This is a genomic window from Celeribacter naphthalenivorans, assembly GCF_020524585.1.
Taxonomy (GTDB): Bacteria; Pseudomonadota; Alphaproteobacteria; order Rhodobacterales; family Rhodobacteraceae; genus Celeribacter; species Celeribacter naphthalenivorans.
Map to the genome: position 1 here is coordinate 116,141 of NZ_JAIVLK010000008.1, position 26,708 is coordinate 142,848.

A 26,708-nucleotide genomic window follows, 5' to 3' on the forward strand; every position below is an offset into this window, starting at 1 on the left:
GTCGTGCCCTCAGGCGGGCAGGGCGGCGCTTGTCACGGCACTGGCTTGAGGCAAAATCCAAGGCCCGCCACAGGGCGGCGGCGTGTTGGTCCTGAGCGCGCAGCCGTAGCAGGCCGAGAGCGCATGATCGGTCAGCACCTCGCGTGGCGTGCCCTCGGCGCGGAGTTTCCCTTCGCTCAAGAGCGTCACCCGATCCGCGAACATCGAGGTCAGGTTCAGATCGTGCATCACGGCGATGACCCCGCCGCCACGCCGGGCGTAGTCGCGGGCGATCTCCATGACGGTGAGCTGATGCCCGATGTCGAGCGCGGAAACCGGTTCGTCGAGGATCAACCAGCGTGGTTGCCCGTCCAGCACAGGCTCCCAGATTTGCACCAAGACGCGCGCCAGCTGCGCGCGTTGCCGCTCACCGCCTGAGAGTTCCTGCACCATCCGGCCTTCGAAACCGTCAAGCCCGACACGGGCAAGGGCCGCATGGGGCAGATGTTCCAAGCCGCTCGCGCGTCCGGTCGACAGCCCGGCGGTCAGGCCGAGCCTGACAAGCTCCAGCACGGTGAAGGGAAAGGCGATGTTGCCCGATTGCGGCAGAACCGCCCGGCGCTGGGCCAGATCGAGTGCCGAAAGCTGTGACAAAGATGTGCCATCGAGGCTGACCTCGCCGGTGAACGCCTGTTCCCCGGTCATGGCGCGCAAAAGCGTGGTTTTGCCGGACCCGTTGGGGCCAACGATGGCGGTCACTTCGCCCGCGCGGGCAGAAAAATCGACCGCATCGAGTACTTTGCGCGCCCCGAAATGCACGCTGATGTCTGAGGCTACAATCATCTCAACTCTCCAAAAGGGCGCGGTTTTTCAAGAGGATCCAAAGGAAGAACGGTCCACCGAGACAGGCGGTGACGATCCCGATGGGCAACTCGGCGGGGGAGACTGCCAGACGGCTCACCATATCTGCAAGCAACAACATGATCGCGCCCAGAAGTGCGGCGTTGGGCAAGAGGTTGCGATGTTCCGGGCCTTGGATCAGTCGCAAAAGATGCGGCACGACGATGCCGATAAAGCCGATCCCGCCGGTGATCGCCACAGAGGCGCCGACAGAGCCCGCAACCGACAGGATCGCAATGCGTTTCATGCGCTGCGTGTCGATGCCCATATGGGTGGCGACCGCTTCGCCCAGAGCCAAAGCATCCAAAGCGCGGGCCAGAAAGGGCGCGGTGATCAGCGCCAGCGCGATGATCGGACCTGCGGTCAAAAGTTTCGCCCAAGTCGCACCCGCCACCGATCCCATGCCCCAAAAGGTCAGGTCCCGGAGCTGGTCGTCGGTGGCTTTGTAGACGATGAAGCCGGTGAGCGCGCCGGTCAGCGCGCCCAAGGCGATGCCCGCAAGCAACATGGTGGCGACAGAGGTCCGCCCCCCGCGCGTGGCGATTTTATAGAGCACCAAAGTGGAGACCCAGCCGCCGAAGAATGCCGCAAGAGGCACGAGGTAAGCGCCGACAAGGTTCTGAAGGGCAAAGGGCAAAAGCCCGCCCAAAACAATCGCCGCCACCGCGCCAAAGCCTGCGCCCGCCGAGACGCCGACAAGGCCCGGATCGGCCAGAGGGTTGCGAAACAGCCCCTGCATCACCGCGCCTGCGACGGCCAGAGCCGCGCCCACGAGCGCCCCGGTCAACACGCGCGGCATGCGGATGTCCCAGACCACGGTCATATCGACCAGACGCGCCTCGCCGATGCCGAACTTGGCCAAAAGCGCGGCGATCACATCGGTGTCGCCCGCCGCGCCCCAGCCCAACCCCATGAGCATGGTGAGCGCCAAAAGCGCGATGAGCCCGAGGCGCAAGAGACGCGCTTTGGCACGGCGGTCTCCGGCGAGAGGTTTCATGTTTTGCACAGGGCGGGTCTCGGCGATGGTCATTGGCTCACTCTGTAACAGCTGCGGACCAAAGCGCGTCATGCAGCTCTTGGGCAAAGAGCGCCGTGCGGGGGCCAAAGCCCAAAGCGGCCGGGGAGACTTCGACAAAAGCGCCGTTTTGACCGGCGGGTGTGTGGGACAAGGCAGGCAAGTTGAGAATGTCGGCGCGGTTGCCGTCATGCTCGCTTTCGCCTGTGGGCTCCATCATCAACACGACATCGGGCGCGGTGGCGATGATCGCCTCGTCGCTCATGATTTTGTAGCCCTGATACTCGGAGGCCATGACGTTTTCGGCACCTGCGAGCGTGATGATGCCATCGGCCCCTGTGCCTGCGCCCGCCACATTCAGCCGCCCGCCTTGGTTGGACAGGATAAAGAGGACGCGGGGCGGGGTGCCTGCGCTCTCGATTGACTGATGCAGGCTGTCGAATTGGGCCTGAACCTCGGCGGCGAAGGTGTCGGAACGTTCGGGGACGCCCAAGGCTGCACCCACGGTGTGGATCGCGTCGATCACGGCGGCCTCGGAAAATCCGTCTTTGATGTCGACCATCGGAATGGCGGCTTTGCGCAACTGATCGAGCACCTCGGGCGGCCCGGCGGTGTCGCGCGTGACGATCAGGTCGGGGCCAACAGAGAGCACGCCCTCCGCCGACAATTGCCGCATGTAGCCGACGTCGGGCAGGTCGTTGACCTCTTCGGGGTAAAGCGAGGTGGTGTCGCGGGCGACAATGCGCGCGCCCTGGCCCAAAGCGTAGATGATTTCGGTCACCGGCCCGCCGATGGAGACGATGGATGTGGCCTCCGGGTAGCTTTCAGCCGAAACAGATTCAGCATGAGCCGAGAGGGGAAGGAGAAGCGCAGCGCTCAGCAGAAGATGTTTCATTCACGCCCCCGGCAGATCGGCGAGGATCTGATGCCATTGCGCGAGATCGTCACTGTCGCCGTCACGCTGGCCGAAACATTGGAAGATCAGCCCGCCTTCGGCGTCGAAGGCCTCCAGCGAAATCGCCGGGCCGCGTTTGGTCGGTTTCTCGACCACATAAACCTCGGCCAGATGATCGCCGCGCAGATGCAGGTTGAAGCGCGGGTCCAGCACATTGAGCCACGGCCCCATCGGTTTGACGTTGTCGAGCGTGCCCCAGTGAATTTGAATGTTGCCGCGGTTGCCGACGAAGAGGATCACCTTTTGATGCGCCTCGGAGGTGGCATTCAGGAAGCTCTCGACAGAGGAGGGCGCGACCTTGCGCACGAAAGGAGCCCCCGCGAGGCGATAGGCGCCGAGGCGGTTCATGCCGAGTTTTGCCGCCAGCCGGTTGAACTGATGCGTGTCGGTCATGCGCGCCCATTCTTCGACCAAGATGTCGCGCTTGTCCTCATTGACCTTTGCGCCTTCGGTGGGCTGGCGCGGTTCGACCTCGATCTCGGGGTTTTGATCCTCAAGGCGCAGCACGTCGATCAGAGGTTGCCAAGCGTCATGGTTGGAGCTGTCGCGCAGAAAGACTTTCTGAAGCGCATCACCCGCCTGATCGAAGAACTGCAAAGTGCGGCGCAGGCCTTTTTCTGTTTCATTCTCGATGGCAAAGCCGAAGGCCCAATGTTTCGGGAAAATCCGCGTGTCGATTTCCTTGCCCAGAACCATCGAGGCATGCGGCCCGGATTTATACTCTTCAAAGGTGCCGACGCGCTCATGGACGCAGGAGACATTGCGGGTCAGCGACATCACCTCGCCCAGAGCGGTCAGCCGCGGCATCACATCGTCGGGGGTGGCCGAGATGCGGGTGACGCTGATGTCATCGGAGGTCCCAACGTGGGCGGCGACCAGTTCGGCCTCGGAGATGCCGAGGCTGTCGGCCAGATCGCGGTCGCGCTTTTGGGTGTTTTCGGATTTTGCGGCGCGGATGTCGGCCGCTGTGAGGGGCTTGTTCATGGTGGAGGCCTCATGAAAAGAGATGAAAAAGGCGCGCGGGACACGAAGGAAAACCCCGCGCGCGCAGGCTTGGGTCAGAGGACCTTGGCATTCGAAGGGAGGCAGGATTTGCGGCGCGCAGGCGCGACCGAGAGGTGGCGGCGGTGCGGCAAATATGCGGGGTGTCGTGGCAAGGCCGGGCTCCCAAAGTCAGATGTCAAGACGATGAGCTGGCTGCCGGAGCGCTTGCGGTTTGGCGTTGGGTATAATTGTTGAGTTATTTTGTCAAGATTGACTCTGTGCGTTTCACGCGCCGCCCTTGCGTCAGCTTCGCTCTTTCTCTGCGCGAAGGCGGCGGTATAAAGGACGGCGATTGCAATGGCGAAGAGGGCCGTCATGAGTACCGCCACCCCCGCGACCGGATTTTTGGACCGCCAGAGCCTCAGCTATGAGGTTTTCGAATATGACTATGGCGGCGGCGATGGGCCGATCGGGTTGCAGGCGGCGGAGGCCATCGGCTGGGCGCCGGAGCGGGTGTTCAAGACCTTGATGGTTGAACTGGACGGCAAGCCCGCCTGTGCGGTGATCCCCTCGGATCGCTCGCTGTCGATGAAGAAAATCGCCAAGGCCCTCAAGGGAAAATCCGCCGTGATGATGGCGCCGGTGAAGGCCGAGCGCCTGACCGGATTTCACACCGGCGGTATCAGTCCTTTCGGTCAGAAAAAGTCGGTGCCGACGGTGTTCGATGACACGATCCTGACGGTTGAGGCCCCCGTGGTGATCAATGGCGGCAAGCGGGGCTTGATGGTCTGCCTCGACCCGGCTCCGGCGATTGAAGCTCTGCGGACGAGTGTGGCGTCGATTTCGGTCGAGTAGCATCAAGGCGGTTTGAAGAGGGCGATGCGTCCCTCTGCCGCTTCTCAATCTGCGAAAAGGCGTCAAAAAAACATTAACACGGCGAATCGCCTGTGGTAGCTTGGCCCTAATAAAAAAGAACTATGGCAGGCATACAGGCAATGAGAACGGGCTTTTCCGGCACGTTTGTCATCGCGTGGACGCAGGGGGAGCTCGACGGGCTTCGATCTGCACCGCTTTCGGCATTGACGGTCGGCGCAGCATGGCGTTGGACCGGCGAGGCCGTCTGCGTTGATGGGGCACGCGATGTCTACGTCTTAGAGAACGCAATCGGGCAGGCTGAGTTGCATCAGCGGGCCGCGCACTCGGTGCGTCGGCTGATCGGTGCGGCTTTGGTGGGTGCGCCCGCGTATCACGACCTTGAGACCCGCACGCGGCTGTTCGATGGCGGATTTGATGTCACCGATGGCATCAAGCGCTATGAAATTACACTGATCGATCTGCCCGAATTGGGCACGCCTTTGTTGATGTTTCTGGGCGACATGCCGCCTGTGGACACGGATCTTTGGGTGGTCTCGGCCCATCTTACCGCCACGCGTGAGGCGAAAGAGGCCACACCCGGTGGCGTGATCTGTTTCACGCCCGGCACGAAAATCCTGACGCCCAACGGCGCGCGGCCCGTCGAAGCGCTGTGCGAAGGCGATGCGATTCAGACCAAGGATGACGGGGTGCAAAAGCTGCGCTGGATCGGGCGACGTCACATCACGGGCGCGCGGCTTTATGCGATGCCTGAGCTGCGTCCGGTGCGGTTCCGGGCCGATGCGTTGGGGATGGGCGAGCCGGATGAGGACCTGATCGTCTCGCCGCAACACCGGATGGTGATCCGAGGGCAGGCGGCGCGTGATCTCTATAATGCCGATGAGGTTCTGGTCTGTGCCAAGGATTTGGTGAATGACCGCTCGATCACGACGGAGCGGCATCTCAAGGCGCTCGATTACATCCATCTTTTGTTCGATGCGCATCAGGTGATCTTTGCCAACGGGTTGGAGACCGAGAGTTTCCATCCCGGATTTGCCGATCTGAATGAGGTGGCGGAAGACCAGCGCGCCAGCCTTTTGGAACGCTTCCCGCATCTCTTGGATCAGACCGAGGAGTACGGCCCTGCGGCGCGGCGGACCTTGTCTGCGGCGGAAACGGCGATCCTTTTGCATAAGGTCGCTTAAGGAGCTCTAAGAAAACGCCCGTGGCGCTTGACTCCTCCGGTTTCGACTGTATAAGCCCGCCATCCGGTGTGCAGAGATGTGCGCCGGGTTATTCATTGGTGTTGGTGGCCCTCGCAAGAGGAACCCTGTCAACCCGGGGCGCGGCTCAGACCGTCCGGGGAGAGGACAACGCCCTTCGAAACGTTTAGAAGGAGATCAGCCGTGACCAAACGCACGTCTGCCAAGTACAAAATCGACCGCCGCATGGGCGAAAACATCTGGGGCCGTCCGAAGTCCCCGGTCAACCGTCGTGAATACGGCCCGGGCCAGCACGGTCAGCGCCGCAAGGGCAAGCTGTCCGACTTCGGTCTGCAGCTCCGCGCCAAGCAGAAGCTGAAAGGCTACTACGGCGACCTGACCGAGAAACAATTCCGTCGCATCTTTGCCGACGCTGAGCGGATCAAAGGCGACACCGGTGAAAACCTCATCGGTCTGCTGGAATCCCGTCTCGACGCCGTCGTCTACCGTGCGAAGTTCGTGCCGACCGTCTTTGCCGCCCGTCAGTTCGTGAACCACGGCCACGTGCTCGTGAACGGCAAGCGCGTGAACATCCCCTCCTACCGTGTGAAAGAGGGTGACGTGATCGAAGTGCGCGACAAATCCAAACAGCTCGCCATCGTGCTCGAAGCTGTGGGTCTCGCCGAGCGTGACGTGCCGGATTACATCGACGCCGATCACTCCAAAATGACCGCGACCTACGTGCGCAAGCCGGGCCTCTCCGATGTGCCTTACGCTGTGCAAATGGAACCGAACCTCGTCATCGAATTCTACGCTCAGAACTAAGCCACGCGCTTTTCTGAGCCGATCTTCGAAGATTTACGAAAGGCCGTCCCTTTGGGGCGGCCTTTTGGTTTTTGCCCGGATGGGGTCTCAGAACAGTGACAGCGACTCGATATAGCGCTCAAACGACGTGCCGGTCACCTCAGGCACGGACCGTGACAGCCGTGACAGACGGTCGTCAAATTCTCGCATCCCGTCGCGCAGGGCGACCATTTCGTCATTGAGTGTCCTGTCGTTATGAATGCGGCCTGCATCGGTGGCGGTGAGCGTCACATCGGAGGCCACGGTGCCGAAATCCAGATTGGAACCGGCTTCGGTCGCTGCGATCCGCAAGAACAGGTCATCGCCACGCTCCGCGAGGTCTTGATTGAACGCCACGAGATGGGTGTCCAAAGATGTGCCGCCGCTGATCGGCCAGCCAAAGCTGCTGCGCGTGGCCTCTTCCTGCGCGAGAGGGTGTGCCCCGCTGGCGAGAGCGACCTCGGCGAAATCGTTGGGCGGCATATCGAGCGTGCCCATGATGTCGCTCTGCGCCTGTTTGGCGGAGACAAAGTCATTGAGTGCCATCATCGCGTGGTCAAGGGCGTGGCCGGTCATCTCGACCGGCCCTGTGCGCCCGTCCGTCAGCATGCTCTGCGCCCCGGCAAGTGCCGGCGCGAGCGCAAGAGCTGTGGTGATGCTGAGCGTGGCGAGGCGGTGTTGAACTGCGTGGAATAGGATGCGTCTCATCTGGTGCCCTCCTTACTCTCAGATGTGCGTCTAAGACCAAAGTATAACATTGCGTCCGGATCGGGCCTAATTTTTGGGGTCGTAGATTGGAGGATATGCGCGCAAAAAACGCTGCTTCGTTCGGATCGCTTGCCGATTTATCAAACTGTCGCAGGGCGTTGCCGGATGTGCTGAAATACTAAGCAGGCTTGGCTTCGCGCAGGGCCGAACCGGTTTGGGACGGCAGTGTCCGAGGCTTTTACAGCGACGGATTGCGGTGTGTTATCCAGGAAAGCCGGGCTGATCCGAATCCCGTTTCGCGCTATGTTGATCGGGTTGGTTCTCAGTATCAGGGAGGCCGCGATGGCCGCGCGTGACATTTCTTTTGCGTCTTTCAATCTCTACAATCTGCAATCCCCCGGTGACGCGATGTATTCTGGCTCCACTTGGACCGACGAAGAATATGACGCAAAGATTTTCTACACCGCCGCCGTTTTGAAACGCATCGCGGCGGATGTCGTGGGCTTTCAGGAGCTTTGGGCCGAGGAGGCCCTGCAAGAGGCGATGCAGATGGCCGGGCTTGAGGCCACGCATCAGGCGCTTGTCCCGCCCGGTCATCCGGGCAGTCGCATTGTGTGTGCCGGACTGGTGCGTCGGGATATTCTTGTCGATGACCCGGAATGGATCACCGAATTTCCCGATGAGATGGTGCTGGCTTCCGGCGGTGACGATCCGCAGCAAGATCGCATCGCGGTGGCCCTCACCAGTTTCTCGCGCCCGGTTCTGCATCTTACCGTTCAGCCGCACCCGGACACGCCGGTCATTCATGTCTTTGTCTGCCATTTCAAATCCCGTCGCCCGACCGAGCTTTGGCGCGAGGAGTGGTATGAGCGCGACACCCACAAAGATCACCTGACGGCGCTGGGTTATGCCGTCTCCACCATCCGCCGTACGGCGGAGGCGACAGCTTTGCGGATGATCATCACCAAACTGAGCAAGGGCACGAACACGCCCGTTGTGGTGATCGGCGATATGAATGACAGTAAATTGTCCAACACGCTCAACATCTTGACCGAACAGCCGCAATATCTGACGGGGCTGTCCGAGGGCGGTGGCGACAATGCGCTCTACACCGCGCAGACGCTTCAGGAATACCGCTCGACGCGGGATGTGTACTACACGCATGTCTATCAAAAGGAGCGTGAGAGCCTCGATCACATCCTGTTTTCGCAGGAATTTTACGATCACTCCAAACGTCGCCTCTGGGCCTTTGACGAGATGACGGTGGACAACGATCACCTCAACATTGACGACCATAAGGCGACAGGCACCAACGATCACGGCATCATCCGTGCCGGGTTCAAATGGAAACCTGCGGCGGGGGCTGTTGGGTGAACTGGCATCTGCGTAGCTCCAATGCGTGGCGATGGGGGCACACACCGATACGACAAAGCAACAACTGCACAGAGGTTGCTCATCTGTCTGGCAATGTCGGACGCGCGGCGCTAAGAGAGGCGGACAATTCTAAGCGAGTGGACTCATGACCCGTTTGATCGAACCGCAACCCGGCATTCTCGACATCACCCTCTATCAGGGTGGCGCCAGCCATGTGCAGGGCGTTGACAATGTGATCAAGCTGTCTTCGAACGAGAACCCGTTCGGTGCGCCTGAAAGCGCCAAGACAGCTTTTGCCAAGGCGGTTCACACCCTCCATCGCTACCCGAACACCGATCACGCCGGCCTGCGCAAAGCCATTGCCGAGGTGCACGGTCTGGACGCCGGGCGCATCATTTGCGGTGTCGGCTCAGATGAGATCATCACCTTCCTCTGTCAGGCCTATGCGGGCGTTGGCGATGAGGTGATCTACACCGAGCACGGCTTTTCCATGTATAAAATCTCCGCCCGTGCCGCGGGCGCGCAGCCGGTTTGTGTGCCGGAACGCGAGCGTGTGGTGGATGTGGATGCGATCCTCGCCGCCTGCAATGAGAAGACCAAGCTGATCTTCATCGCCAACCCGGCGAACCCGACGGGCACGATGATCGGCCAACGCGACATCGCGCGTCTGGCCTCGGAAATTCCGTCGCAGGCAATCCTTGTGCTCGATGGCGCCTATGCCGAGTTCGTCGAAGGCTTCGATGGTGGCGCGGCTCTGGTCGAGGCGCGGGACAACGTGGTGATGACGCGGACGTTTTCGAAGATTTACGGTCTGGGTGGCGTGCGCGTCGGCTGGGGCTATGGTCCGCAGGAAATCATCGACGTGCTGAACCGCGTGCGTGGTCCGTTCAACCTGTCGGAAGCGCAAATGGCCGCCGCCGAAGCCGCCGTGAAAGACCGCGATTGGGTCGAGAAATGCCGTGAGGACAACACCCGTCTGCGCGCTTGGTTGGCCGAAGCACTGATGGAGCTGGGGGTGCCCTCGGACACGTCTTGCGCCAACTTCATCCTCGCCCGGTTCCAGGATCAGGACGAGGCCGAGGCCTGCGATGAGTTCCTCAAGCAAAACGGCATCATCGTGCGCCGTGTGGCGGGTTACGGCCTGCCGAATTGTCTGCGGATCACCGTCGGCGACGAGGCCTCCTGCCGTCGTGTTGCCCATGTGATCGGCCAGTTCCGCGGGGAACAGGCCGGTGTCTGAGACGGGATCAACGGTGATCTACAATCGCGTTGCGCTGATCGGGCTTGGCCTGATCGCGGGGTCGATGTCTTTGGCCATGCGTCGTGCGGGCGTTGCGGGGGAAATCACCGGCTATGCCCGTTCACAGGCGACGCGTGAGACCGCGCGCGAAATCGGCCTTGTGGATCGGGTCTGCGACAGTGCCGTTGAGGCGGTGGTGGACGCCGATCTCATCGTGCTGGCCGTGCCGGTTGGCGCAATGGGGCCGGTGATGCAAGAGATCCAGAGCGCGCTGAAACCCGGCGCGGTGGTCACTGATGTGGGCTCGGTCAAAAAATCCGTGCTCGACGCGGTGATGCCGCATATCCCCGAGGGCGTGCAGTTTATTGGCACCCACCCGATGGCCGGCACAGAGCATTCCGGGCCGCGTTCCGGCTTTGCCGAGCTGTTCGACAACCGCTGGTGCCTGATCGTGCCGCCCGAGGGCGCGGATGAAGGCGAGGTCAAGAAACTCGAAGATTTCTGGGCCGCTTTGGGTGCCGATACCGAACGGATGGACCCGGAGCATCATGACACGGTCTGCGCCGTGGTGTCCCACGTGCCGCACCTGATCGCCTACACGATGGTGGGCGTCGCCGACGATCTGCGCCGGGTGACCGATCAAGAGGTGATCAAATTCTCCGCCGCGGGTTTTCGCGATTTCACCCGGATCGCGGCCTCCGACCCGACGATGTGGCGCGATGTGTTCCTGACCAACAAAGACGCTGCGCTGGAAATTCTCGGGCGTTTCACCGAAGAGCTTTTCGCCCTGCAACGTGCGATCCGCACCGGTGATGGTGATACGCTTCATGATTATTTCACCCGCACCCGCGCCATTCGTCGCGGCATCATCGAGGCGGGTCAGGACACGGATGCGCCGGATTTCGGTCGTGTCAAAAAGGGCGGATGAGACGGCGGGCGGTCATATGCGCCCTTGCTCTGAGTGCCCTCAGTCTGTCCGCCGCGCCCATTTTTGCGCTCGACAGCTCCCCGATCCCTCTGCCGCGTCCGGGCACAGTTGCGCCGGTGTCCGTTGTAACCTCTGAAACGACGACCGTTGCCACGGCTTTGGCCTCGCCTGTCCCGAAACCGCGCCCCAAAGCCCCCGTCGTGACGCAGGTGCGCTACCCGCGCAAAGGTTCGGTCTGTGGTGTCAATGCGATCCGGGGGCAAAGCCTGAAGCCCATTCCTGGACGCATTTCCGGCTGTGGCCTCAAGGAACCTGTGCAAATCACCGAGGTTGCGGGTGTTGCCCTGTCGACGCCTGCGGTGGTGGATTGCACGACCGCAAAAGCGCTGCACTCCTGGATCGAAAAAGGCGTCAAGCCGAGTGTTGGGCGCTTGGGTGGTGGGCTAGTGCAGCTGGACGTGGCCGCGAGCTACGCCTGTCGTCCGCGCAACAATCAGGCCGGTGGGAAAATCTCGGAACATGGACGGGGGCGCGCCATTGATATTTCGGCCGTGCGGTTGAAAAACGGGACGCATATCTCTGTTCTGAATGGCTGGAATGACCCGCTGCATGGGCCGCTTATGCACAAATTGCATCGCGCAGGCTGTGGGCCGTTTGGCACGGTCTTGGGGCCGGAAAGCGATGTGTACCATCGCGATCACTTCCACTTCGACACGGCACGCTATCGTTCCGGAAGCTATTGCCGTTAAGGCTTTACGGTGTGTTCCTCGATGGGGATTGGGCCCTCCGATCCCCTATTTTCATGCGTTAAGGTTAACCAGATTAAGGTTAACGCGTGAGGCAGGGGTGTAATTCGCCTGACGAAAGTCAGATTAATCTGAAGTTAAAGCTGACGAATGTCAGGTATCTAGCTCTTAGCGAATGACAATGCGCGGCGCGGGTCCCAAGGGGATGAAACCCAGAGAAATCATCCCGTCTTTCAGCGTCAATTCCGCATCAATCGTATCCTTGCGCCCCGACAGTCCCGCCAGCATTTCGCCTGCGCGCAGCGACAGCTTGCTCATGTTCTCCGGGATCGCGCCGATGGAAATCGCGAGCTCGATCATCTCGCGCCAGTTCTCGGCCTTCACCGCCAGCTTGCCCACCGGATAACCTCGCGCGTCAATGTCAAAACGGCCTGCAAGTTTCAAATCAAGCTCGCCCCAATGCGCCGCAAGCGTGGTCAATTCGATTTTTGTCGGCTGCGGACGTGGGCCTTCGAGGGCGTGGATGTTCCACGGCCCGTCAAAGGTGGCACTCATATCGAGGTCGAGCGTCTCGAATTCATCGGACAAAAGCCCTTTGGGATCAATATCTTCGATCAATCCACCTGTGGGCGCAAAGCCTGCGACATGCATCTTGATGGCATGGGTGAGCGGATCGTTATCTTGACGCTGCGTCGTGATCTCGCCCGTGTCGAGAGACAGGCCCCAAGTGGCGGTCGAGACCATGCGAAGATCGTTGAGCGTCAGGGCCGCATGATTGAGTGTCAAATTCGGGCCTGCATCGACGAACAATTGTGCTTCGGCCAGCTCCTGCGTGATGTCGAGGCGCTGATAGGGCGAGGCGAGCGTGACCTCCGGCGCCATGCGCAGGGTAAATCGCGTGGGGCGGTGGCTTTGGCTCAGAATTTCGATTTTGGGCGAGGACAGCGCCACGCCACTGCGCGGATCTGCGAGATGCGGCTCACGGATTTCCGTGTCGAAGCGGGTCGGATAGCCGCGGGTCTTGATGTCGGACACCTCGGCCTGCCAGCCTTCGGCGCCGCGCGCGTTGACCCAAGCCGCGATCGCGCTTTCCGTGCCCTTCGCGCCGATCATCCAATAGCCCGTGTAAATCACGACGGCGGCCAAAACGAGCCAGAACAGTTTGCGCATGATCACCTCTTGTGAAAAGGATCGGGTCAGTCCGTCCCCCGTGTTTACCTGCGGGGCGGGCGGGTGAAAAGGCGGCAATGAGGAAAAGGCGATGACAGGCGATCACGCGTTGGTGCGAGACGGATTTTGGGTCTTTGGTTATGGGTCTTTGATGTGGAATCCGGGCTTCGCCTTTGTCGAACGCCACCCTGCGACGCTGTCGGGCTATGCGCGCACGTTTTGCATGTGGTCGATCCACCATCGGGGCACGCCCGAAGACCCTGGTCTGGTTTTGGCGCTGGATGAAGACCCCTCTGCGCAGTGCCGCGGGTTGGCGTTCCGCGTTGCCCCTGATGTAGCGGCGGAAACGCTGGCTTATCTGCGGGAGCGGGAATTGGTGTCGTCGGCCTATCTCGAACGTGAGGTGACTTTGCGGCTGGAGGACGGTCGCGAAGAACCGGCGCTGGCCTATGTCGTCGATGCCGATCACGACCAATACACCGGCGCGCTTAGCCTTGAGCGTCAGGCCGATGTGATTGCGGCGGCGGTCGGCGGGCGGGGCCCCAACAGCGAGTATCTTTTTTCGACCGCCTTGCATCTCGCGGAGCTTGGCATGGAAGATATGGAGCTGACTGAGCTGTCAGAGATGGTCCGTCATCGCCTAAATCCGTAACCACACGAAATCGCGTGTTGGCAGAGGGGGGGCTTGCCCCTATCGTGGCCGTAACAGGACAAAAAGGTCAGGGTCCATGCACCAACCCGCGTATAAACCCGAGCGTGAGGCCGAGCTAAAATTCTTTTCCCAACCCGTGCGCCAGATCACCTTGATGATCATCGTGCTTGGGCTGGTTGTGGCCGGTCTGGTCATGGCCTTGCCGCGGGTCGGGCCGGTGTTTTTGGCCAACCCCTATCTCAACGGGTTCATCGCCGTCGTCTTTATCATCGGTATCCTCGCCTGCTTCTTGCAGGTGGTGCAACTGGTCGCCTCCGTGAACTGGATCGAACGCTTCACCGGCCAGCGGCCCAAAGTGCCCGGCAAAACTGCGCCGCGTCTTTTGGCGCCCTTGGCCGCCTTGCTGCGGGACCGCAATTCTCGGACGCAGATTTCCTCGACCTCGGCGCGTTCCATCTTGGATTCGGTTGCCACTCGGATCGATGAAGCCCGCGACATCACGCGCTACATCTCCAACCTTTTGATTTTCCTCGGTCTTCTGGGGACCTTCTACGGCCTCGCCACCACGGTGCCTGCGCTTGTGGACACCATTCGCTCGCTCTCGCCGTCCGAGGGCGAAGGCGCAGGCGATGTGTTGACCCAGCTCATGAGCGGGCTCGAAAGCCAGTTGGGCGGCATGGGCACGGCCTTTGCCTCCTCGCTTTTGGGGCTTGCGGGGTCGTTGGTTGTCGGCATGCTCGAGCTTTTCGCCTCGCATGGTCAAAACCGGTTTTTCCGCGAGTTGGAAGAATGGCTCTCGACCATCACGCGCCTTGGCGTGGCGGGCGACAGCGATGGCGGGGATGATCTGTCGGGGGCGGTCGCGGTGCTCGACCACATGGGGCGCCAAATGGATGAGTTGCAGACGCTCTTTGCGCGTGCGGAGGCGGGGCGGATGGAGACCGACGGGCGTCTTGCACGGCTCGCCGAGTCCATCACTCAGATGAACCTGCGGCAAAGTCGGGAAGACGACACCGTCGATGTTCTGGCGCGTGTCGCCGATGGGCAGGAGCGGCTGGTGGAGGCTCTGAGCAAACGCGATCCGGATCAGGACGGGCTCGACGCTGAATCCCGGATGCGGCTGCGGTCTATCGACGTGCAATTGTTGCGTATTCTCGAGGAACTTTCTGCCGGGCGCCAAGAAAGCCTCGCCGAGCTGCGTGCCGAGATTGCCGGTCTGACGCGGACGCTCCGCGAGCTGGGCCAAGACGGCCAAGGCGTCTGACATGGCCGTTTTGCGCCGCTCCTCTCATCGTATGTCTGGCTCGATCTGGCCGGGGTTTGTCGACGCGATGACGGCGCTTTTGCTGGTTCTGATGTTCGTTCTGACGATCTTCATGGTCGTGCAATCCATGCTGCGCGATCAAATCTCCGGGCAGGAACATGAACTCGATGCCTTGAGCGCGGAACTGAACGCACTGGCCGATGCGCTCGGCATGGAGCAACAGAAAAACCTTGGCCTCGAGACTCAAATCGGCACGTTGAACGCGACGCTCTCTGATCTGCGTGGGAGGGCGGAGGCACAGGCGGAGGCCATCGCGGGGCTTCAGGCCGAGAATGCGACGCTGACCGGACGGATCGCATCCTTCGAGGACCAAGTTGCAAGCCTGCTCGCGGAACGCGACGCGGCGCTGACCGAGGGGGCACAACTGGCCGCGCAAATCGACGATCTGGAAGCAGCCAGGGCGCAGTTGATCACGGAGCAAGAGGCGGCGCAGCTGGCGCTTGCGAAAGCCCGCGATGAGATCGACGCAGCCACCGAGGAGGCCCGACTTGCGGCGGCCCGGCGTGAGGCTCTGGACGCTTTGGTTGCAGATTTGCGTGCGCAGGCGGCGGATCGTCAGGCCGCTTTGGAGGCCGCGCAGACCGAATTGTCGCAGGCGGAACAGGACCGTCTGGCCGATGCGGCGGCGATGCAGGCGCTCAGGGACCGGTTTTCCGGTGCGGATGAGGAGCTGACGGCGATGAGCCTCGCCCTGGAAGAGGCGCGCAAGGAGGCCGAGGAGACCCTGACGCTTTTGGCCGCAAGCCGCACCGCGCGCGATGACATTCAGGCGCAGCTCGATCAAGACATGTCTGAGCGCGAAAAACAGGCCGCTTTGTTGGCAACGGCGCAGGCGGCGCTCTCGGAGGAAGAGGCGAAATCGGCAGAAGCAGAGCGCAAACTGGCGCTTTTGAATGCGCAGGTGGCGCAGATGCGTGAACAATTGGCGGCGCTGCAATCGACGCTCGATGTTCGCACGGCGGCGGATGCAGAGAACGAGGTTCAAATCGACAGCCTGACACAACGGTTGAACGCGGCACTGGCGCAGGTGGCAGCTGAAGAACGGGCGCGGGCGGCTTTGGAAGAGGCGGAGCGCAAGCGGTTGGAGGAAGAGGCCCGGTCTTTGCAAAACTACCGCTCCGAATTCTTCGGTCGGATGCGCGAAATTCTGGGCGACCGTGAGGGCGTGCGCATCGTCGGCGACCGTTTTGTGTTCTCCTCCGAGGTGTTGTTCGAACCGGCCTCTGCGGAGCTCGGACCTTTGGGCAAGACGCAGATCGCGCGTGTGGCGCGGATTTTGTCGGAGGTGGCGGCGGAGATTCCGCCGGAGATCGACTGGGTTATTCGTGTGGATGGGCACACCGACAAGACGGCTTTGTCCGGCACCGGCGAGTACCGCGACAACTGGGAGCTGTCGCAGGCGCGCGCACTGTCCGTGGTGCGCTACATGTCCGAAGATTTGGGCTTTGATCCCTCGCGTCTGGTCGCGGCGGGCTTTGGCGAATATCAACCGGTGGCCGAGGGCGACAGTCCGGAGGCTCTGGCGCAGAACCGGCGGATCGAGTTGAAACTCACGGAGAAATAAGCCCGAAAGCGTTTCGACTTTAACTTGATCTATCACGTAAAGTCAAAACGCACGCTCCGCTTCGACGTTGCACTGCGTTTCTGCTCAAACCAGGAAACAGGTTTAAGCAGAAACGCTTTAAGGTGCGATCTGAAACCGGGTTTCGCGCTGGTCGATGACGGTGCCGTCGCGGAGCATCTGCACCGTCGCGCTATAGCCGCCCACGGGCCAGCTTCCGGGATTGCGTTTGCCGATGGCGCGGAACAGTTGGGCCTGAGATCTGTCGAGTTCGGCGTCCTGGCTGATCACCTCGCCCTCGGGGCCAAAGATGGACAGGCGCAGCACATCGCCCGCGCGGCTGCCGTAGGCAAAGCCATAGACGACAAGCGCGGGGCTTTGGGCGGTGAGTCCAGTGGCGCCCGCCGTGCCCGCCTTGATCGCCTCATATTCGGGGACTTTCGTGTCGATGCCGACGTCCAGAAGGCCGCCCGCCTGATAGACCATATCGCGGTCCCAAAGCGTGCCGCTCATGATCGCGTCCGGCCCGCAGGCGACGGTGCCTGTGGGGTTAAACGGATCGACGATTTTGCCATTGTGGCGCACGGAAAGATGCACATGCGGGAATTGCGTCAGGCCCGACAGGCCAACCTGACCGAGGACCGTCGCGGAGGATACCCGGTCGCCTTCTTTGACCGCGATGCTCCCGTTCATCATGTGGCAATATTGCGTGACCCAGCCGTCGCCATGGTCGACCACAACGCCGTTGCCGCATTCCTTGCCGGTGATGTCTGGCGCGCCCTCAACGCCTTGCGGGAAATCCTCCATGCCATCGCGGGTGCCGGTGACGGTGCCGGGGGCGGAGGCCAGAACGATCACGCCTTTCCAGAGGTCCACCACGGCGGGCAGGGCGAAATCCGTACCTTTGTGACCGTCATAGGAGAGCGTGCCACAGGTGAAATCAGCGGCCCCCGGACCGGGGTCGGTGTCGACATAGCTTTGAATGTAACATGTGTCGCCCAGCGTGCAGTCGATGGGTGGCGACAGCACCGGGTCCCGCGCGAGCGCGGGCGCGGCGAGGAGGGGGGCGATAAGGCCAAGAAGGAAAAGCGGTTTCGTCATGAGGGCCAAGCTGACGGCAATAAAAAGCCCCGTCAAGGTATCTCAAGACGGGGCTTTTTTGTTTTCAAATCACTCTGCGGTCAGAAGTGGCGGCTTTTTCGACCGTCCGATGCGCGGGGCACCCGGCTCTTCGATGCGCAGCTCGATGTCGCCATCCTTGACGCCCACCTTGACCACGCCGCCTTTCGACAGCTTGCCGAACAAAAGCTCTTCGGCGAGCGGTTTCTTGATGTGCTCTTGAATGACACGACCCAGCGGACGCGCGCCCATCTTGTCGTCGTAGCCCTTGTCGGCGAGCCATTCGGCGGCCGGGCGGGTGAGTTCGATGTGCACGTTGCGGTCCATAAGCTGGGCCTCAAGCTGCAGCACGAATTTCTCGACGACCTGCAAGATGACCTCTTTCGGCAGCGGGCCGAAGGACACCACAGCATCCAGACGGTTGCGGAATTCCGGCGTAAACGTCCGTTCGATCGCGGCGGTGTCTTCGCCCTCGCGACGGTCGCGGCCAAAACCGATGGCCTCTTTCGCCTGTTCGGACGCACCCGCGTTGGAGGTCATGATCAGGATCACGTTGCGGAAATCGACGGTGCGGCCGTTGTGATCGGTCAGCTTGCCGTTGTCCATCACCTGCAGCAGGATGTTGTAGACATCCGGGTGCGCCTTTTCGATCTCGTCGAGCAAAAGCACACAATGCGGGTGCTGGTCGACGCCATCGGTCAAAAGACCGCCCTGATCGAAACCGACATAGCCCGGAGGCGCGCCGATCAGACGGGAGACCGCGTGTTTCTCCATGTATTCCGACATGTCGAAGCGCAAAAGCTCCACGCCAAGGCTGTCAGCCAGCTGTTTCGCGACCTCGGTTTTGCCCACACCGGTCGGACCGGCGAAGAGGTAGTTGCCGATGGGTTTTTCCGGCTCGCGCAGGCCCGCCCGCGACAGTTTGATCGCGGAGCTGAGCGTCTCGATGGCCTTGTCCTGACCGAAAACAACGCGTTTGAGCGTGTTTTCGAGATCTTTCAGCACTTCGGCATCGTCTTTGGAGACGTTTTTCGGTGGGATGCGGGCGATCTTGGCCACGACCGCTTCGATTTCTTTCGGAGAGATCGTTTTGCGACGTTTGCTTTCAGCCACGAGATGTTGCGCCGCGCCTGCTTCGTCTATCACGTCGATCGCCTTGTCGGGCAGTTTGCGGTCGTGAATGTAGCGCGCGGACAGCTCCACAGCGGTTTTGATCGCATCTGCCGTGTAGCGGATGTCGTGGTGCTCTTCGAAATAGGGTTTGAGACCCTGAAGGATTTTCACCGCATCATCGACCGAGGGTTCGTTGACGTCGATTTTCTGGAACCGACGCGACAGCGCGCGGTCTTTTTCGAAATGCTGGCGGAATTCCTTATAGGTCGTGGAACCCATGCAACGCAGTTTGCCGCCCTGAAGCGCTGGCTTCAAAAGATTGGAGGCATCCATCGCGCCGCCGGAGGTGGCGCCCGCGCCGATCACGGTGTGAATCTCGTCGATGAACAGCACGGCGTCCGGGTGATCTTCGAGCTCTTTGACAACCGCTTTCAGGCGTTCTTCGAAATCGCCACGATAGCGGGTGCCCGCCAAAAGCGCGCCCATGTCGAGCGAGAAGATGGTGGATTTGGACAGAACCTCAGGGGTTTCGCCGTCGACGATTTTCTTGGCCAGACCTTCGGCGATGGCGGTTTTGCCCACGCCCGGATCGCCCACCAAAAGCGGGTTGTTCTTGCGGCGGCGGCAGAGCACCTGAATGCAGCGCTCGACCTCATGGGCACGGCCGATCAGCGGATCGACATCGCCCTCGGCGGCCTTTTTGTTGAGATCGACACAGTATTTCGCGAGCGCCGACTCTTTGTCCTCGCCAGAGGATTGCGGCTGCGCGCTTTGGGTCTCTTCCTGATGCTCGTCCGAGCCGGTGATCGGGCGTTGTTCGCCAAAGGCCGGGTCTTTCGCGACGCCATGCGCGATGAAATTCACCGCATCATAGCGCGTCATATCCTGTTCCTGCAGGAAATAGGCGGCGTTGGATTCGCGCTCGGCAAAGATCGCGACCAACACGTTGGCGCCGGTCACCTCGGTGCGGCCCGAGGATTGGACATGGATCGCGGCGCGCTGGATCACGCGCTGGAACGAGGCGGTGGGCACGGCCTCGGAGCCTTCGACATCGGTGACGAGCGTCGAAAGATCGTCCTCGATATAATCCAGAAGGGTTTTTCGCAGCTCCTCAAGCTCGACATTGCAGGCCTGCATCACGCGGGCCGCGTCGGGCTCGTCGATCAGGGCCAGCAACAGGTGTTCCAGGGTTGCAAGTTCGTGGCGGCGGGCGTTGGCCAGCGCCAGGGCTGCATGGATGGCTTGCTCAAGGGTGTTCGAAAATGACGGCACGTTGGGGGTGCTCCTTCGCATTCGGGGTCTCTAAGGGGGCATGTTTTGCGGCCCGCCCCCTAAGTTTTGGCCTGATACTCTTAAAGTTCGATTGAAACGCGCGCGCTTCAAGCAAAAAAATGGTTAACGGGGGTAAATTTTTGTGAGGCGTCAAGTTTTGAGCGCTTTGTTTGGGGGGAACCCCTGTTTTCCATGAAACTATGTAAGTTTACTTGACAGGAAAGCAAGGGGGCAAACGGACCTCTGTGCCTGCATTAAAACGAGTCCTTGCGGGCGCGGATTTCGGCGAACACCTCGGCATCTGTGGCGTCCTCCATGCCCAGAACCTGCTTCACGGTGGTGAGGCCTGCGCGCAGGAAGGGGTTGGTCGCAAGTTCCAGAGACAGTGGTGAGGGCACGGTGGCCTCGCCATTTGCGCGCGCCGCGTCGATGGCTTTGGCGCGATTGATGAGCGCCGTGTTCTCGGGCTCGATGGTGAGTGCGAAACGGGCATTCGAGGCGGTATATTCGTGGCCGGAATAGACCACGGTGTCTTCGGGCAGGGCGGCGAAGCGCGAGAGCGTCTCCCACATTTGCGCAGGCGTGCCCTCAAACAGGCGCCCGCAGCCGAGCGCCATGAGGCTATCGGCGGAGAACAGCGCTTTGGCGGAGGGGATGTGATAGGCGATGTGGCCCAATGTGTGACCATCGGCGGCGAGAACTTGCACCTCATGGCCGGCGAAGACAAAGCTTTGCCCCGGTTCCACGACGCGGGTGAGCGGCGGCAGGCGGTGTTGATCGGCCTTGGCGCCAGTGACCGCGGCCCCGGTCGCCTCGACCAGCCCGGGCGTGCCATCCACATGATCCCAATGGTGATGAGTGAGCCAAATCTCATCGAGCGTCCAGCCGCGCTCGGAAAGCGCATCGAGCACCGGCGCCGGATCGGCGGCATCGACCAGCGCGGTGCGCCCGCTGGCCGGGTCGTGGACGAGGAAATCGTAATTGTCCGACAGGGCGGCAAGGGTGACGATCTCTGGTCTGATCTCCGGCTTGATCTCTGGCATGGCGTTCTCCCGCGTCTTGCGTCTATGGTGGTCCTAACATTTGGGGAAGGCCCGCGGATTGCAATGCATCTCGACGTCGTTGAGCTGAGAAATTTCTACTACCGGACCGGATTGGGCCGCGCCGCACAGCGCGCGATCCGGGATCAGGTTGTGGCCTTCTGGCCCGATGCCGAACGTCAGACCGTGGCGGGCTTTGGCTTTGCCGTGCCGTTGCTCAGGCCCTATCTCTCGGACGCGCGTCGGGTGATCGGTTTGATGCCCGAGCAACAGGGCGTGATGCATTGGCCGGCGGGGATGCCGAATGTCTCGGCGCTGTGCCCGGAGACGCGCTGGCCGCTCCAGACCGGATTCGTTGACAAGCTGGTGGTGATGCACGGGCTTGAGACCTCGGACGCGCCGGATGCCTTGTTGGAAGAATGCTGGCGGGTGTTGGGGCCGGGGGGCAAGGCGCTCTTTGTGGTGCCGAACCGGGGCGGATTGTGGTCGCGTTCCGACAGCACGCCGTTTGGCTATGGGCGGCCCTACAGTCTCAGCCAGCTCGAGCTGCAACTGCGACGCTCGCGGTTTCTGCCGGAACGCCACGCCGCCGTGCTGTTTCAACCGCCGTCCCATAAACGCTTTTGGAAACGCTGGGGGCCGGTCTGGGAGCGGATCGGGCGTCAGATGCCGACGGCCCTTGCGGGGGGCGTTCTGGTGGTCGAGGCCTCGAAACAGGTCTATGCCAAAACCGGCTCCGGCACGCCCGAAGCGGTGCGGCGCAAGGGGGGCGTGCTTGAAGGGCTCCGCCCCGTGCCCGAGGCGAAGCCGGTTTAGAGGCGTGTGGCGAACCGGTCTAAACCTTGCGCGTGTCTTAGGTGACCGTCACCGTACCGTAGTTGTCATTAAAGCCGTCGTCGCCAGTGTTGGTGTCGTAGATTTCACTATGCGTGCCGACCACGACGAGGGGGGTGATGCTCTCATCTTTGATTTCGACGTGAACGAGGGAATCATTGGTCATGATGCAGAGCACATCATCTGCGGTCAGGTCGGTTTGATCGGTGAGGACGTAGAGGGTGAATTCCGCATAATCGTACCCTTCTGTGCCAGTAGAGAAATCGAGGGCGACGATATTGCCGTCCAGATCGTCCGGGAAGTCCAGGGTGACATTCTCGCCATTCGCGAGGGAATAGAGCTCGACGGTGGTCCGGTCTTCGATCAGCGCGTCGATGTCGTCGTGTGTGAAGGTGACGACTTCACCATTGGACAGCGTCGAGTCCGCAAAATCCCAGGTGCTGAACAGATTTTGCCCCTCCGGCGCGACAAGATCGTCGGGCGAGGTCCAGTGGTAGCCCTCCGGATTGTTCAGCACGTCTTCGAGGTCTTCCGCGTCATGCAGATAATCCGTCTGCGTGTCGTCGAGCGTTTCCTTGTCCAAAATGAGATAGTGATCAGCTCCGATTTCGATGCCATCGGGCAAGCTCGGCTGCGCTTCAAAGCTCTCGAAGTCGGACGGGTCGAGGATCACCTGATCGAAATCGACGTCCACTTGGTAGAAGTCTTCCCAGGATCCATTCTCTTGTGTCGAAAGCCTGATCGTGGTCGCCTCAAAGAGGAAGAGAGGATCGTCTCCCTCCTCGGCATCCTCCGGCGTGTAGTAGACGTTGGAGGAGAGAGTGGCTGTTTCGATTCCCCAACCTTCACCCCCGTCCGACGTGCTGCTTGTTTCCGTCGTGTTCGAAAGCGTGCCTTCAAGGTCATCGGCAAAATTGATCGTGAGCTGGGCGTCCCCGACAATTTCGAAAATAGGGCCGGGGTCCGGGGTGTCTGGCGTATCGGGCAGGCTGTCGAGAGAGGCGCGATACTCCGTGATGGCATCAATGTCGGCTTGCGTCAGGGTGATCGTGGTGTCTTCGGAGATCACATGGGGTTCGGACCAATCCCAGATCGGTTCCGCGCCATCGCCCTCGTCTATGTCGTCCCCATCGTCGTCCCCATCGCCATCATCGTCGTCACCCTGATCATTCGGGGGCGGGGCGTTGTTGCCGGGGCTGTCATCATCCTCATGATCGTCGTCATCGTCGGTAAACGCTTCGTACAGGCCCCAGGCCATCGCAGGTCCGGCCAACCCCATTAAAAGAATCCAAATCATTTCAAAAAACTCCCTAACGGGCCCTGTAAATGGTCGCAATCATGGTTAAAAATCGCCGCGACTCTATGGCGATACCGTGAAATTTCAAGGGTTTTCCCTGAGGTAAGATGTCATGGTTCGCGACGGTCTCGAGATTGGTTTGTCCTGCGCATCAATGCTTGTGGCGGCTCCGAGATTGTTGCCATCTCCGGGTGCAATTCCGAAGGGCGCGGGGCTGATCGGCGGGTTTGGCACAGAGCGCCACTGAGCAGACCGGCACGTCAGTTGCGTGAGCATGCGGTTGAGTTGCCTCTCAGGGTCTTCGAAAGGAATCACACGGTTTCGTGAGACGAATCCGCAACCCGACAGCAATTTTTTTGCGCCCCGCCACAGAGCCGGACTGCGGAAATCCCCTAAAGCCCTGAAAACTCAGGCCGCAGAGTTTCAATCTGTTGGCGCTAAACTGGCGCAACAAGGTTGCGGCAATGTTGAGGCTCTGCTACATCCACGCTGATTTTGTTGCCTGCGCGGTTCGCGTGCGGGTCAATCAAGCTGCTCTACCTCCATGTATGACCCCGAAAACGGGGCAGAAGGGGGAGGGCCCTAAGACATCGGAAGGGTGGACGTGTCCGAACCAGCTTCGATCTCCAGCGGCATCGCCGCACGCTACGCAAAGGCCGTTTTCGAACTGGCCAAAGAAAGCAATGCCATCGCGGCACTTGAAGGGGACGTGGCGACGCTGTCGACAGCGCTCTCCGAGAGTGACGATCTCAAGGCTCTCATCACTTCGCCCGTGTATTCGCGTGAAGAGATGGAAACCGCGATCACCGCAATTGCCAAAAAGGCCGGTCTGACGGACTTCGTGTCCAGCACGCTGGCTCTGATGGCGCAAAACCGCCGTCTCTTTGCCTTGCCGCAGCTCGTCGCTGCTCTGAGCGCCCTTCTTGCCGAAGAGCGTGGCGAAGTGACCGCCGAGGTCGTGTCCGCAAAAGCGCTGACCAAGACCCAGACCACCAAACTTGCCAAGACCCTCTCCGAGAAATTTGGCAAGGACGTGAACATCAATGCGACCGTGGATGAAGCTCTCATCGGCGGTCTTGTCGTTAAGGTGGGCTCGAAGATGATCGATACCTCGATCGCCTCCAAGCTCAACTCCCTCCAGAATGCAATGAAAGAGGTCGGATAATGGGAATCCAGGCAGCTGAAATTTCTGCGATCCTTAAGGAGCAGATTAAAAACTTTGGCCAAGAGGCCGAAGTTGCTGAAGTGGGCCGCGTGCTCTCCGTCGGTGACGGTATTGCGCGTGTGTATGGCCTCGATAACGTTCAGGCCGGTGAGATGGTCGAATTCCCCGGTGGTATCCGCGGGATGGCCCTCAACCTCGAATCCGACAACGTCGGCGTCGTGATCTTCGGCTCCGACCGTGACATTAAAGAAGGCGACACCGTCAAGCGCACCAAGTCCATCGTGGACGTGCCGGCTGGCGACGCGCTTCTCGGCCGTGTGGTCGACGGTCTGGGCAACCCGATCGACGGCAAAGGCGCCATCGCCGCCACCGAGCGTCGCATCGCCGACAGCAAAGCGCCGGGCATCATCCCGCGTAAATCCGTGCACGAACCGATGGCCACCGGCCTCAAGTCCGTGGACGCGATGATCCCGATCGGTCGTGGCCAGCGTGAGCTGATCATCGGCGACCGTCAGACGGGTAAAACCGCCGTGGCTCTCGACGCCATCCTCAACCAGAAGTCCTACAACGACGCTGCTGGTGGCGATGAGAACAAGAAACTCTACTGTATCTACGTGGCCATCGGTCAAAAACGCTCCACCGTTGCTCAGCTCGTCAAAAAGCTCGAAGAAACCGGTGCGATCGAATACACCACCGTCGTCGCCGCGACCGCGTCCGACCCGGCGCCGATGCAGTACCTGGCTCCGTACACCGCAACCGCGATGGCCGAGTTCTACCGCGACAACGGCAAACACGCCCTGATCATCTACGATGACCTCTCCAAACAAGCTGTGTCCTATCGTCAGATGTCCCTGCTTCTGCGTCGTCCGCCGGGCCGCGAAGCTTACCCGGGTGACGTGTTCTACCTCCACTCGCGCCTGCTCGAGCGTTCCGCGAAGCTGAACGAAGATTTCGGCGCTGGTTCCTTGACGGCTCTGCCGATCATCGAAACCCAGGGCGGTGACGTGTCTGCGTTTATTCCGACCAACGTGATCTCCATCACCGACGGTCAGATCTTCCTCGAAACGGAACTGTTCTACCAAGGTATCCGTCCGGCTGTGAACACCGGTCTGTCCGTGTCCCGCGTGGGCTCCTCGGCTCAGACCAAAGCCATGTCCTCCGTGGCTGGCCCGGTGAAACTGTCGCTCGCTCAGTACCGTGAGATGGCTGCGTTTGCTCAGTTCGGCTCCGACCTCGACGCCGCAACCCAGAAGCTTCTGAACCGTGGTGCGCGTCTGACCGAGCTGATGAAACAGCCGCAATACGCGCCGCTGACCAACGCCGAGATCGTCTGCGTCATCTTCGCTGGCACCAACGGCTACCTGGACAGCATCCCGGTGTCCGAAGTGGGCGCCTATGAGGCGAAGCTGCTCGACTTCCTGCGCAACCAGAAAGCCGACGTTCTTCAGTGGATCACCGACGAAGATCCGAAGATCAAAGGCGAGCCTGCTGACAAGCTCAAAGCGGTTCTGGACGAATTCGCCAAAACCTACGCTTAATCCTGAAGGACAGCTTAAATGCCCAACCTCAAGGATCTCAAAAACCGGATCGCGAGCGTGAAATCCACGCGCAAGATCACCAAGGCCATGCAGATGGTGGCCGCCGCGAAACTGCGGCGGGCACAGGATGCGGCTGAGGCCTCGCGTCCCTACGCAGAGCGTTTCAACGCTGTGCTCGGGTCGCTGTCGGCTTCGGTTGGTGGCTCCGATACCGCGCCCCGGCTTCTTGCCGGGACCGGAAAAGACGATGTGCATCTGCTCGTTGTCATGACCTCTGAAAAGGGTCTCTGTGGTGGCTTTAACACCAACATCGTGAAACTGGCGAAAACCCGCATCGCCGAGCTTCAGGGCCAAGGCAAGACGGTGAAAATTCTCACCGTCGGCAAGAAAGGCCGTGAACAGCTCAAGCGTGATTATGCGTCCCTTTTCGTCGCTCACGTGGACCTGACCGAGGTGAAGAAAATCGGTTACGCCAACGCGCAGGACATCGCGAAGGACCTTTTGGCCCGTTTCGATGCCGACGAGTTTGACGTGGCGACGATCTTCTATGCCAAATTCCTGAACGTCGTGACCCAAGTCCCGACTGCGCAACAGATCATCCCGGCGGCCTATGAGACCGATGGGGATGCCGGTGGCTCGCTCTACGATTACGAGCCCTCCGAGGAAGGCATTCTGGCCGACCTTCTGCCGCGCGGTGTGGCGACGCAGATCTTCTCGGCGTTGCTGGAAAATGGTGCCTCCGAACAGGGCGCGCGGATGTCCGCTATGGACAACGCCACCCGCAACGCAGGCGACATGATCGACAAGCTGACGATCGAATACAACCGTTCGCGTCAGGCCGTCATCACCAACGAGCTTATCGAAATCATCTCGGGCGCTGAAGCGCTCTAAGACCCG

Annotated in this window: 24 protein-coding genes; 14 read left to right on the plus strand and 10 right to left on the minus strand. The window is 60.9% G+C overall.

What is annotated here, in order from left to right:
- Positions 1-9 precede the first annotated feature (9 nt).
- Genes LC094_RS17405 through LC094_RS17420 form a run of 4 tightly spaced genes read right to left on the minus strand, consistent with a single transcriptional unit; the run spans position 10 to position 3,833 of the window.
- Positions 10-822, minus strand: a complete 813-nt coding sequence (locus LC094_RS17405; RefSeq protein WP_226554069.1) for a heme ABC transporter ATP-binding protein — start codon at positions 820-822, stop codon at positions 10-12.
- A gap of 1 nt (position 823) precedes the next feature.
- Positions 824-1,909, minus strand: a complete 1,086-nt coding sequence (locus tag LC094_RS17410) for a FecCD family ABC transporter permease (RefSeq protein WP_226554070.1) — start codon at positions 1,907-1,909, stop codon at positions 824-826.
- 4 nt (positions 1,910-1,913) lie between these two features.
- Complete coding sequence (locus LC094_RS17415; protein WP_226554071.1) at positions 1,914-2,789, minus strand: heme/hemin ABC transporter substrate-binding protein; 876 nt, start codon at positions 2,787-2,789, stop codon at positions 1,914-1,916.
- Entirely contained in the window at positions 2,790-3,833 is a 1,044-nt protein-coding gene (locus LC094_RS17420; protein WP_226554072.1) for a hemin-degrading factor, read from the minus strand.
- Positions 3,834-4,208: 375 nt separating this feature from the next.
- On the opposite strand from LC094_RS17420, the gene LC094_RS17425 reads away from it, so the two are divergent.
- From LC094_RS17425 to rpsD, 3 genes are all read left to right on the plus strand, one after another.
- Positions 4,209-4,688 (plus strand): aminoacyl-tRNA deacylase, encoded by a 480-nt coding sequence (locus LC094_RS17425; protein ID WP_226554073.1) that lies wholly within the window; start codon positions 4,209-4,211, stop codon positions 4,686-4,688.
- Between the two features lie 140 nt (positions 4,689-4,828).
- Entirely contained in the window at positions 4,829-5,890 is a 1,062-nt protein-coding gene (locus LC094_RS17430; RefSeq protein WP_226554074.1) for a Hint domain-containing protein, read from the plus strand.
- Positions 5,891-6,091: 201 nt separating this feature from the next.
- Positions 6,092-6,712, plus strand: coding sequence for a 30S ribosomal protein S4 (gene rpsD, locus LC094_RS17435; protein ID WP_226554075.1), 621 nt, complete (start codon positions 6,092-6,094; stop codon positions 6,710-6,712).
- An 87-nt stretch (positions 6,713-6,799) separates the two neighbouring features.
- Here rpsD and LC094_RS17440 read toward each other — a convergent pair whose 3' ends face one another.
- The gene (locus LC094_RS17440) at positions 6,800-7,438 is read right to left on the minus strand and encodes a hypothetical protein (protein ID WP_226554076.1); all 639 of its coding nucleotides are present in this window, start codon (positions 7,436-7,438) and stop codon (positions 6,800-6,802) included.
- Between the two features lie 342 nt (positions 7,439-7,780).
- Between LC094_RS17440 and LC094_RS17445 the strand changes: the two genes are divergently transcribed.
- The 4 genes from LC094_RS17445 to LC094_RS17460 all read left to right on the plus strand — a co-directional run bounded on the left by LC094_RS17445 (position 7,781) and on the right by LC094_RS17460 (position 11,729).
- A complete protein-coding gene (locus LC094_RS17445) occupies positions 7,781-8,812 on the plus strand; it encodes an endonuclease/exonuclease/phosphatase family protein (protein WP_226554077.1) in 1,032 nt (343 codons plus the stop codon).
- 145 nt (positions 8,813-8,957) lie between these two features.
- On the plus strand, positions 8,958-10,052 hold the full coding sequence (gene hisC, locus LC094_RS17450; protein ID WP_226554078.1) for a histidinol-phosphate transaminase: 1,095 nt from the start codon (positions 8,958-8,960) through the stop codon (positions 10,050-10,052).
- Positions 10,045-10,980, plus strand: coding sequence for a prephenate/arogenate dehydrogenase family protein (locus LC094_RS17455; protein ID WP_319003308.1), 936 nt, complete (start codon positions 10,045-10,047; stop codon positions 10,978-10,980). The genes hisC and LC094_RS17455 overlap by 8 nt, the downstream gene beginning before the upstream one ends.
- Positions 10,977-11,729 carry an extensin-like domain-containing protein gene (locus tag LC094_RS17460; protein ID WP_226554079.1) on the plus strand — a complete coding sequence of 251 codons (753 nt, stop codon included), beginning with the start codon at positions 10,977-10,979 and terminating at the stop codon, positions 11,727-11,729. The genes LC094_RS17455 and LC094_RS17460 overlap by 4 nt, the downstream gene beginning before the upstream one ends.
- 165 nt (positions 11,730-11,894) lie before the next feature.
- Here LC094_RS17460 and LC094_RS17465 read toward each other — a convergent pair whose 3' ends face one another.
- Positions 11,895-12,896 carry a DUF2125 domain-containing protein gene (locus LC094_RS17465; RefSeq protein ID WP_226554080.1) on the minus strand — a complete coding sequence of 334 codons (1,002 nt, stop codon included), beginning with the start codon at positions 12,894-12,896 and terminating at the stop codon, positions 11,895-11,897.
- 91 nt (positions 12,897-12,987) lie between these two features.
- Between LC094_RS17465 and LC094_RS17470 the strand changes: the two genes are divergently transcribed.
- The 3 genes from LC094_RS17470 (at position 12,988) to LC094_RS17480 (ending at position 16,436) form a co-directional block, all read left to right on the plus strand.
- A complete protein-coding gene (locus tag LC094_RS17470; RefSeq protein ID WP_226554081.1) occupies positions 12,988-13,548 on the plus strand; it encodes a gamma-glutamylcyclotransferase in 561 nt (186 codons plus the stop codon).
- 76 nt (positions 13,549-13,624) lie between these two features.
- The gene (locus tag LC094_RS17475; RefSeq protein WP_226554082.1) at positions 13,625-14,812 is read left to right on the plus strand and encodes an AAA family ATPase; all 1,188 of its coding nucleotides are present in this window, start codon (positions 13,625-13,627) and stop codon (positions 14,810-14,812) included.
- A gap of 1 nt (position 14,813) precedes the next feature.
- Positions 14,814-16,436 (plus strand): peptidoglycan -binding protein, encoded by a 1,623-nt coding sequence (locus tag LC094_RS17480; protein ID WP_226554083.1) that lies wholly within the window; start codon positions 14,814-14,816, stop codon positions 16,434-16,436.
- Positions 16,437-16,553: 117 nt separating this feature from the next.
- On the opposite strand, the gene LC094_RS17485 is transcribed toward LC094_RS17480, so the two are convergent.
- From LC094_RS17485 to gloB, 3 genes are all read right to left on the minus strand, one after another.
- Complete coding sequence (locus LC094_RS17485; protein WP_226554084.1) at positions 16,554-17,534, minus strand: M23 family metallopeptidase; 981 nt, start codon at positions 17,532-17,534, stop codon at positions 16,554-16,556.
- Between the two features lie 69 nt (positions 17,535-17,603).
- Positions 17,604-19,937: an ATP-dependent Clp protease ATP-binding subunit ClpA gene (gene clpA / locus LC094_RS17490; RefSeq protein WP_226554085.1), complete on the minus strand. Its 2,334-nt coding sequence runs from the start codon at positions 19,935-19,937 to the stop codon at positions 17,604-17,606.
- Positions 19,938-20,191: 254 nt separating this feature from the next.
- Positions 20,192-20,980 (minus strand): hydroxyacylglutathione hydrolase, encoded by a 789-nt coding sequence (gloB, locus tag LC094_RS17495; protein WP_226554086.1) that lies wholly within the window; start codon positions 20,978-20,980, stop codon positions 20,192-20,194.
- 63 nt (positions 20,981-21,043) lie between these two features.
- Here gloB and LC094_RS17500 point away from each other — a divergent pair, with 63 nt between their 5' ends.
- Entirely contained in the window at positions 21,044-21,793 is a 750-nt protein-coding gene (locus tag LC094_RS17500; protein WP_226554087.1) for a class I SAM-dependent methyltransferase, read from the plus strand.
- A 37-nt stretch (positions 21,794-21,830) separates the two neighbouring features.
- Here LC094_RS17500 and LC094_RS17505 read toward each other — a convergent pair whose 3' ends face one another.
- The gene (locus LC094_RS17505; protein WP_226554088.1) at positions 21,831-23,108 is read right to left on the minus strand and encodes a hypothetical protein; all 1,278 of its coding nucleotides are present in this window, start codon (positions 23,106-23,108) and stop codon (positions 21,831-21,833) included.
- Between the two features lie 604 nt (positions 23,109-23,712).
- Here LC094_RS17505 and LC094_RS17510 point away from each other — a divergent pair.
- Genes LC094_RS17510 through LC094_RS17520 form a run of 3 tightly spaced genes read left to right on the plus strand, consistent with a single transcriptional unit; the run spans position 23,713 to position 26,702 of the window.
- Positions 23,713-24,273, plus strand: coding sequence for a F0F1 ATP synthase subunit delta (locus LC094_RS17510; RefSeq protein WP_226554089.1), 561 nt, complete (start codon positions 23,713-23,715; stop codon positions 24,271-24,273).
- A complete protein-coding gene (gene atpA / locus LC094_RS17515; RefSeq protein WP_226554090.1) occupies positions 24,273-25,811 on the plus strand; it encodes a F0F1 ATP synthase subunit alpha in 1,539 nt (512 codons plus the stop codon). Before LC094_RS17510 ends, atpA begins: the two co-directional genes overlap by 1 nt.
- Positions 25,812-25,829: 18 nt before the next feature.
- Positions 25,830-26,702, plus strand: a complete 873-nt coding sequence (locus tag LC094_RS17520; protein ID WP_226554091.1) for a F0F1 ATP synthase subunit gamma — start codon at positions 25,830-25,832, stop codon at positions 26,700-26,702.
- Positions 26,703-26,708: the final 6 nt, after the last annotated feature.

What these genes read in the sequence shown, in the direction of transcription:
- LC094_RS17405 (WP_226554069.1), bottom strand. Translation starts at nt 822, where the DNA reads ATGATTGTAGCCTCAGACATCAGCGTGCATTTCGGGGCGCGCAAAGTA.
- LC094_RS17410 (WP_226554070.1), bottom strand. Translation starts at nt 1,909, where the DNA reads ATGACCATCGCCGAGACCCGCCCTGTGCAAAACATGAAACCTCTCGCC.
- LC094_RS17415 (WP_226554071.1), bottom strand. Translation starts at nt 2,789, where the DNA reads ATGAAACATCTTCTGCTGAGCGCTGCGCTTCTCCTTCCCCTCTCGGCT.
- LC094_RS17420 (WP_226554072.1), bottom strand. Translation starts at nt 3,833, where the DNA reads ATGAACAAGCCCCTCACAGCGGCCGACATCCGCGCCGCAAAATCCGAA.
- LC094_RS17425 (WP_226554073.1), top strand. Translation starts at nt 4,209, where the DNA reads ATGAGTACCGCCACCCCCGCGACCGGATTTTTGGACCGCCAGAGCCTC.
- LC094_RS17430 (WP_226554074.1), top strand. Translation starts at nt 4,829, where the DNA reads ATGAGAACGGGCTTTTCCGGCACGTTTGTCATCGCGTGGACGCAGGGG.
- LC094_RS17440 (WP_226554076.1), bottom strand. Translation starts at nt 7,438, where the DNA reads ATGAGACGCATCCTATTCCACGCAGTTCAACACCGCCTCGCCACGCTC.
- LC094_RS17445 (WP_226554077.1), top strand. Translation starts at nt 7,781, where the DNA reads ATGGCCGCGCGTGACATTTCTTTTGCGTCTTTCAATCTCTACAATCTG.
- hisC (WP_226554078.1), top strand. Translation starts at nt 8,958, where the DNA reads ATGACCCGTTTGATCGAACCGCAACCCGGCATTCTCGACATCACCCTC.
- LC094_RS17460 (WP_226554079.1), top strand. Translation starts at nt 10,977, where the DNA reads ATGAGACGGCGGGCGGTCATATGCGCCCTTGCTCTGAGTGCCCTCAGT.
- LC094_RS17465 (WP_226554080.1), bottom strand. Translation starts at nt 12,896, where the DNA reads ATGCGCAAACTGTTCTGGCTCGTTTTGGCCGCCGTCGTGATTTACACG.
- LC094_RS17470 (WP_226554081.1), top strand. Translation starts at nt 12,988, where the DNA reads ATGACAGGCGATCACGCGTTGGTGCGAGACGGATTTTGGGTCTTTGGT.
- LC094_RS17475 (WP_226554082.1), top strand. Translation starts at nt 13,625, where the DNA reads ATGCACCAACCCGCGTATAAACCCGAGCGTGAGGCCGAGCTAAAATTC.
- LC094_RS17480 (WP_226554083.1), top strand. Translation starts at nt 14,814, where the DNA reads ATGGCCGTTTTGCGCCGCTCCTCTCATCGTATGTCTGGCTCGATCTGG.
- LC094_RS17485 (WP_226554084.1), bottom strand. Translation starts at nt 17,534, where the DNA reads ATGACGAAACCGCTTTTCCTTCTTGGCCTTATCGCCCCCCTCCTCGCC.
- gloB (WP_226554086.1), bottom strand. Translation starts at nt 20,980, where the DNA reads ATGCCAGAGATCAAGCCGGAGATCAGACCAGAGATCGTCACCCTTGCC.
- LC094_RS17500 (WP_226554087.1), top strand. Translation starts at nt 21,044, where the DNA reads ATGCATCTCGACGTCGTTGAGCTGAGAAATTTCTACTACCGGACCGGA.
- LC094_RS17505 (WP_226554088.1), bottom strand. Translation starts at nt 23,108, where the DNA reads ATGATTTGGATTCTTTTAATGGGGTTGGCCGGACCTGCGATGGCCTGG.
- atpA (WP_226554090.1), top strand. Translation starts at nt 24,273, where the DNA reads ATGGGAATCCAGGCAGCTGAAATTTCTGCGATCCTTAAGGAGCAGATT.
- LC094_RS17520 (WP_226554091.1), top strand. Translation starts at nt 25,830, where the DNA reads ATGCCCAACCTCAAGGATCTCAAAAACCGGATCGCGAGCGTGAAATCC.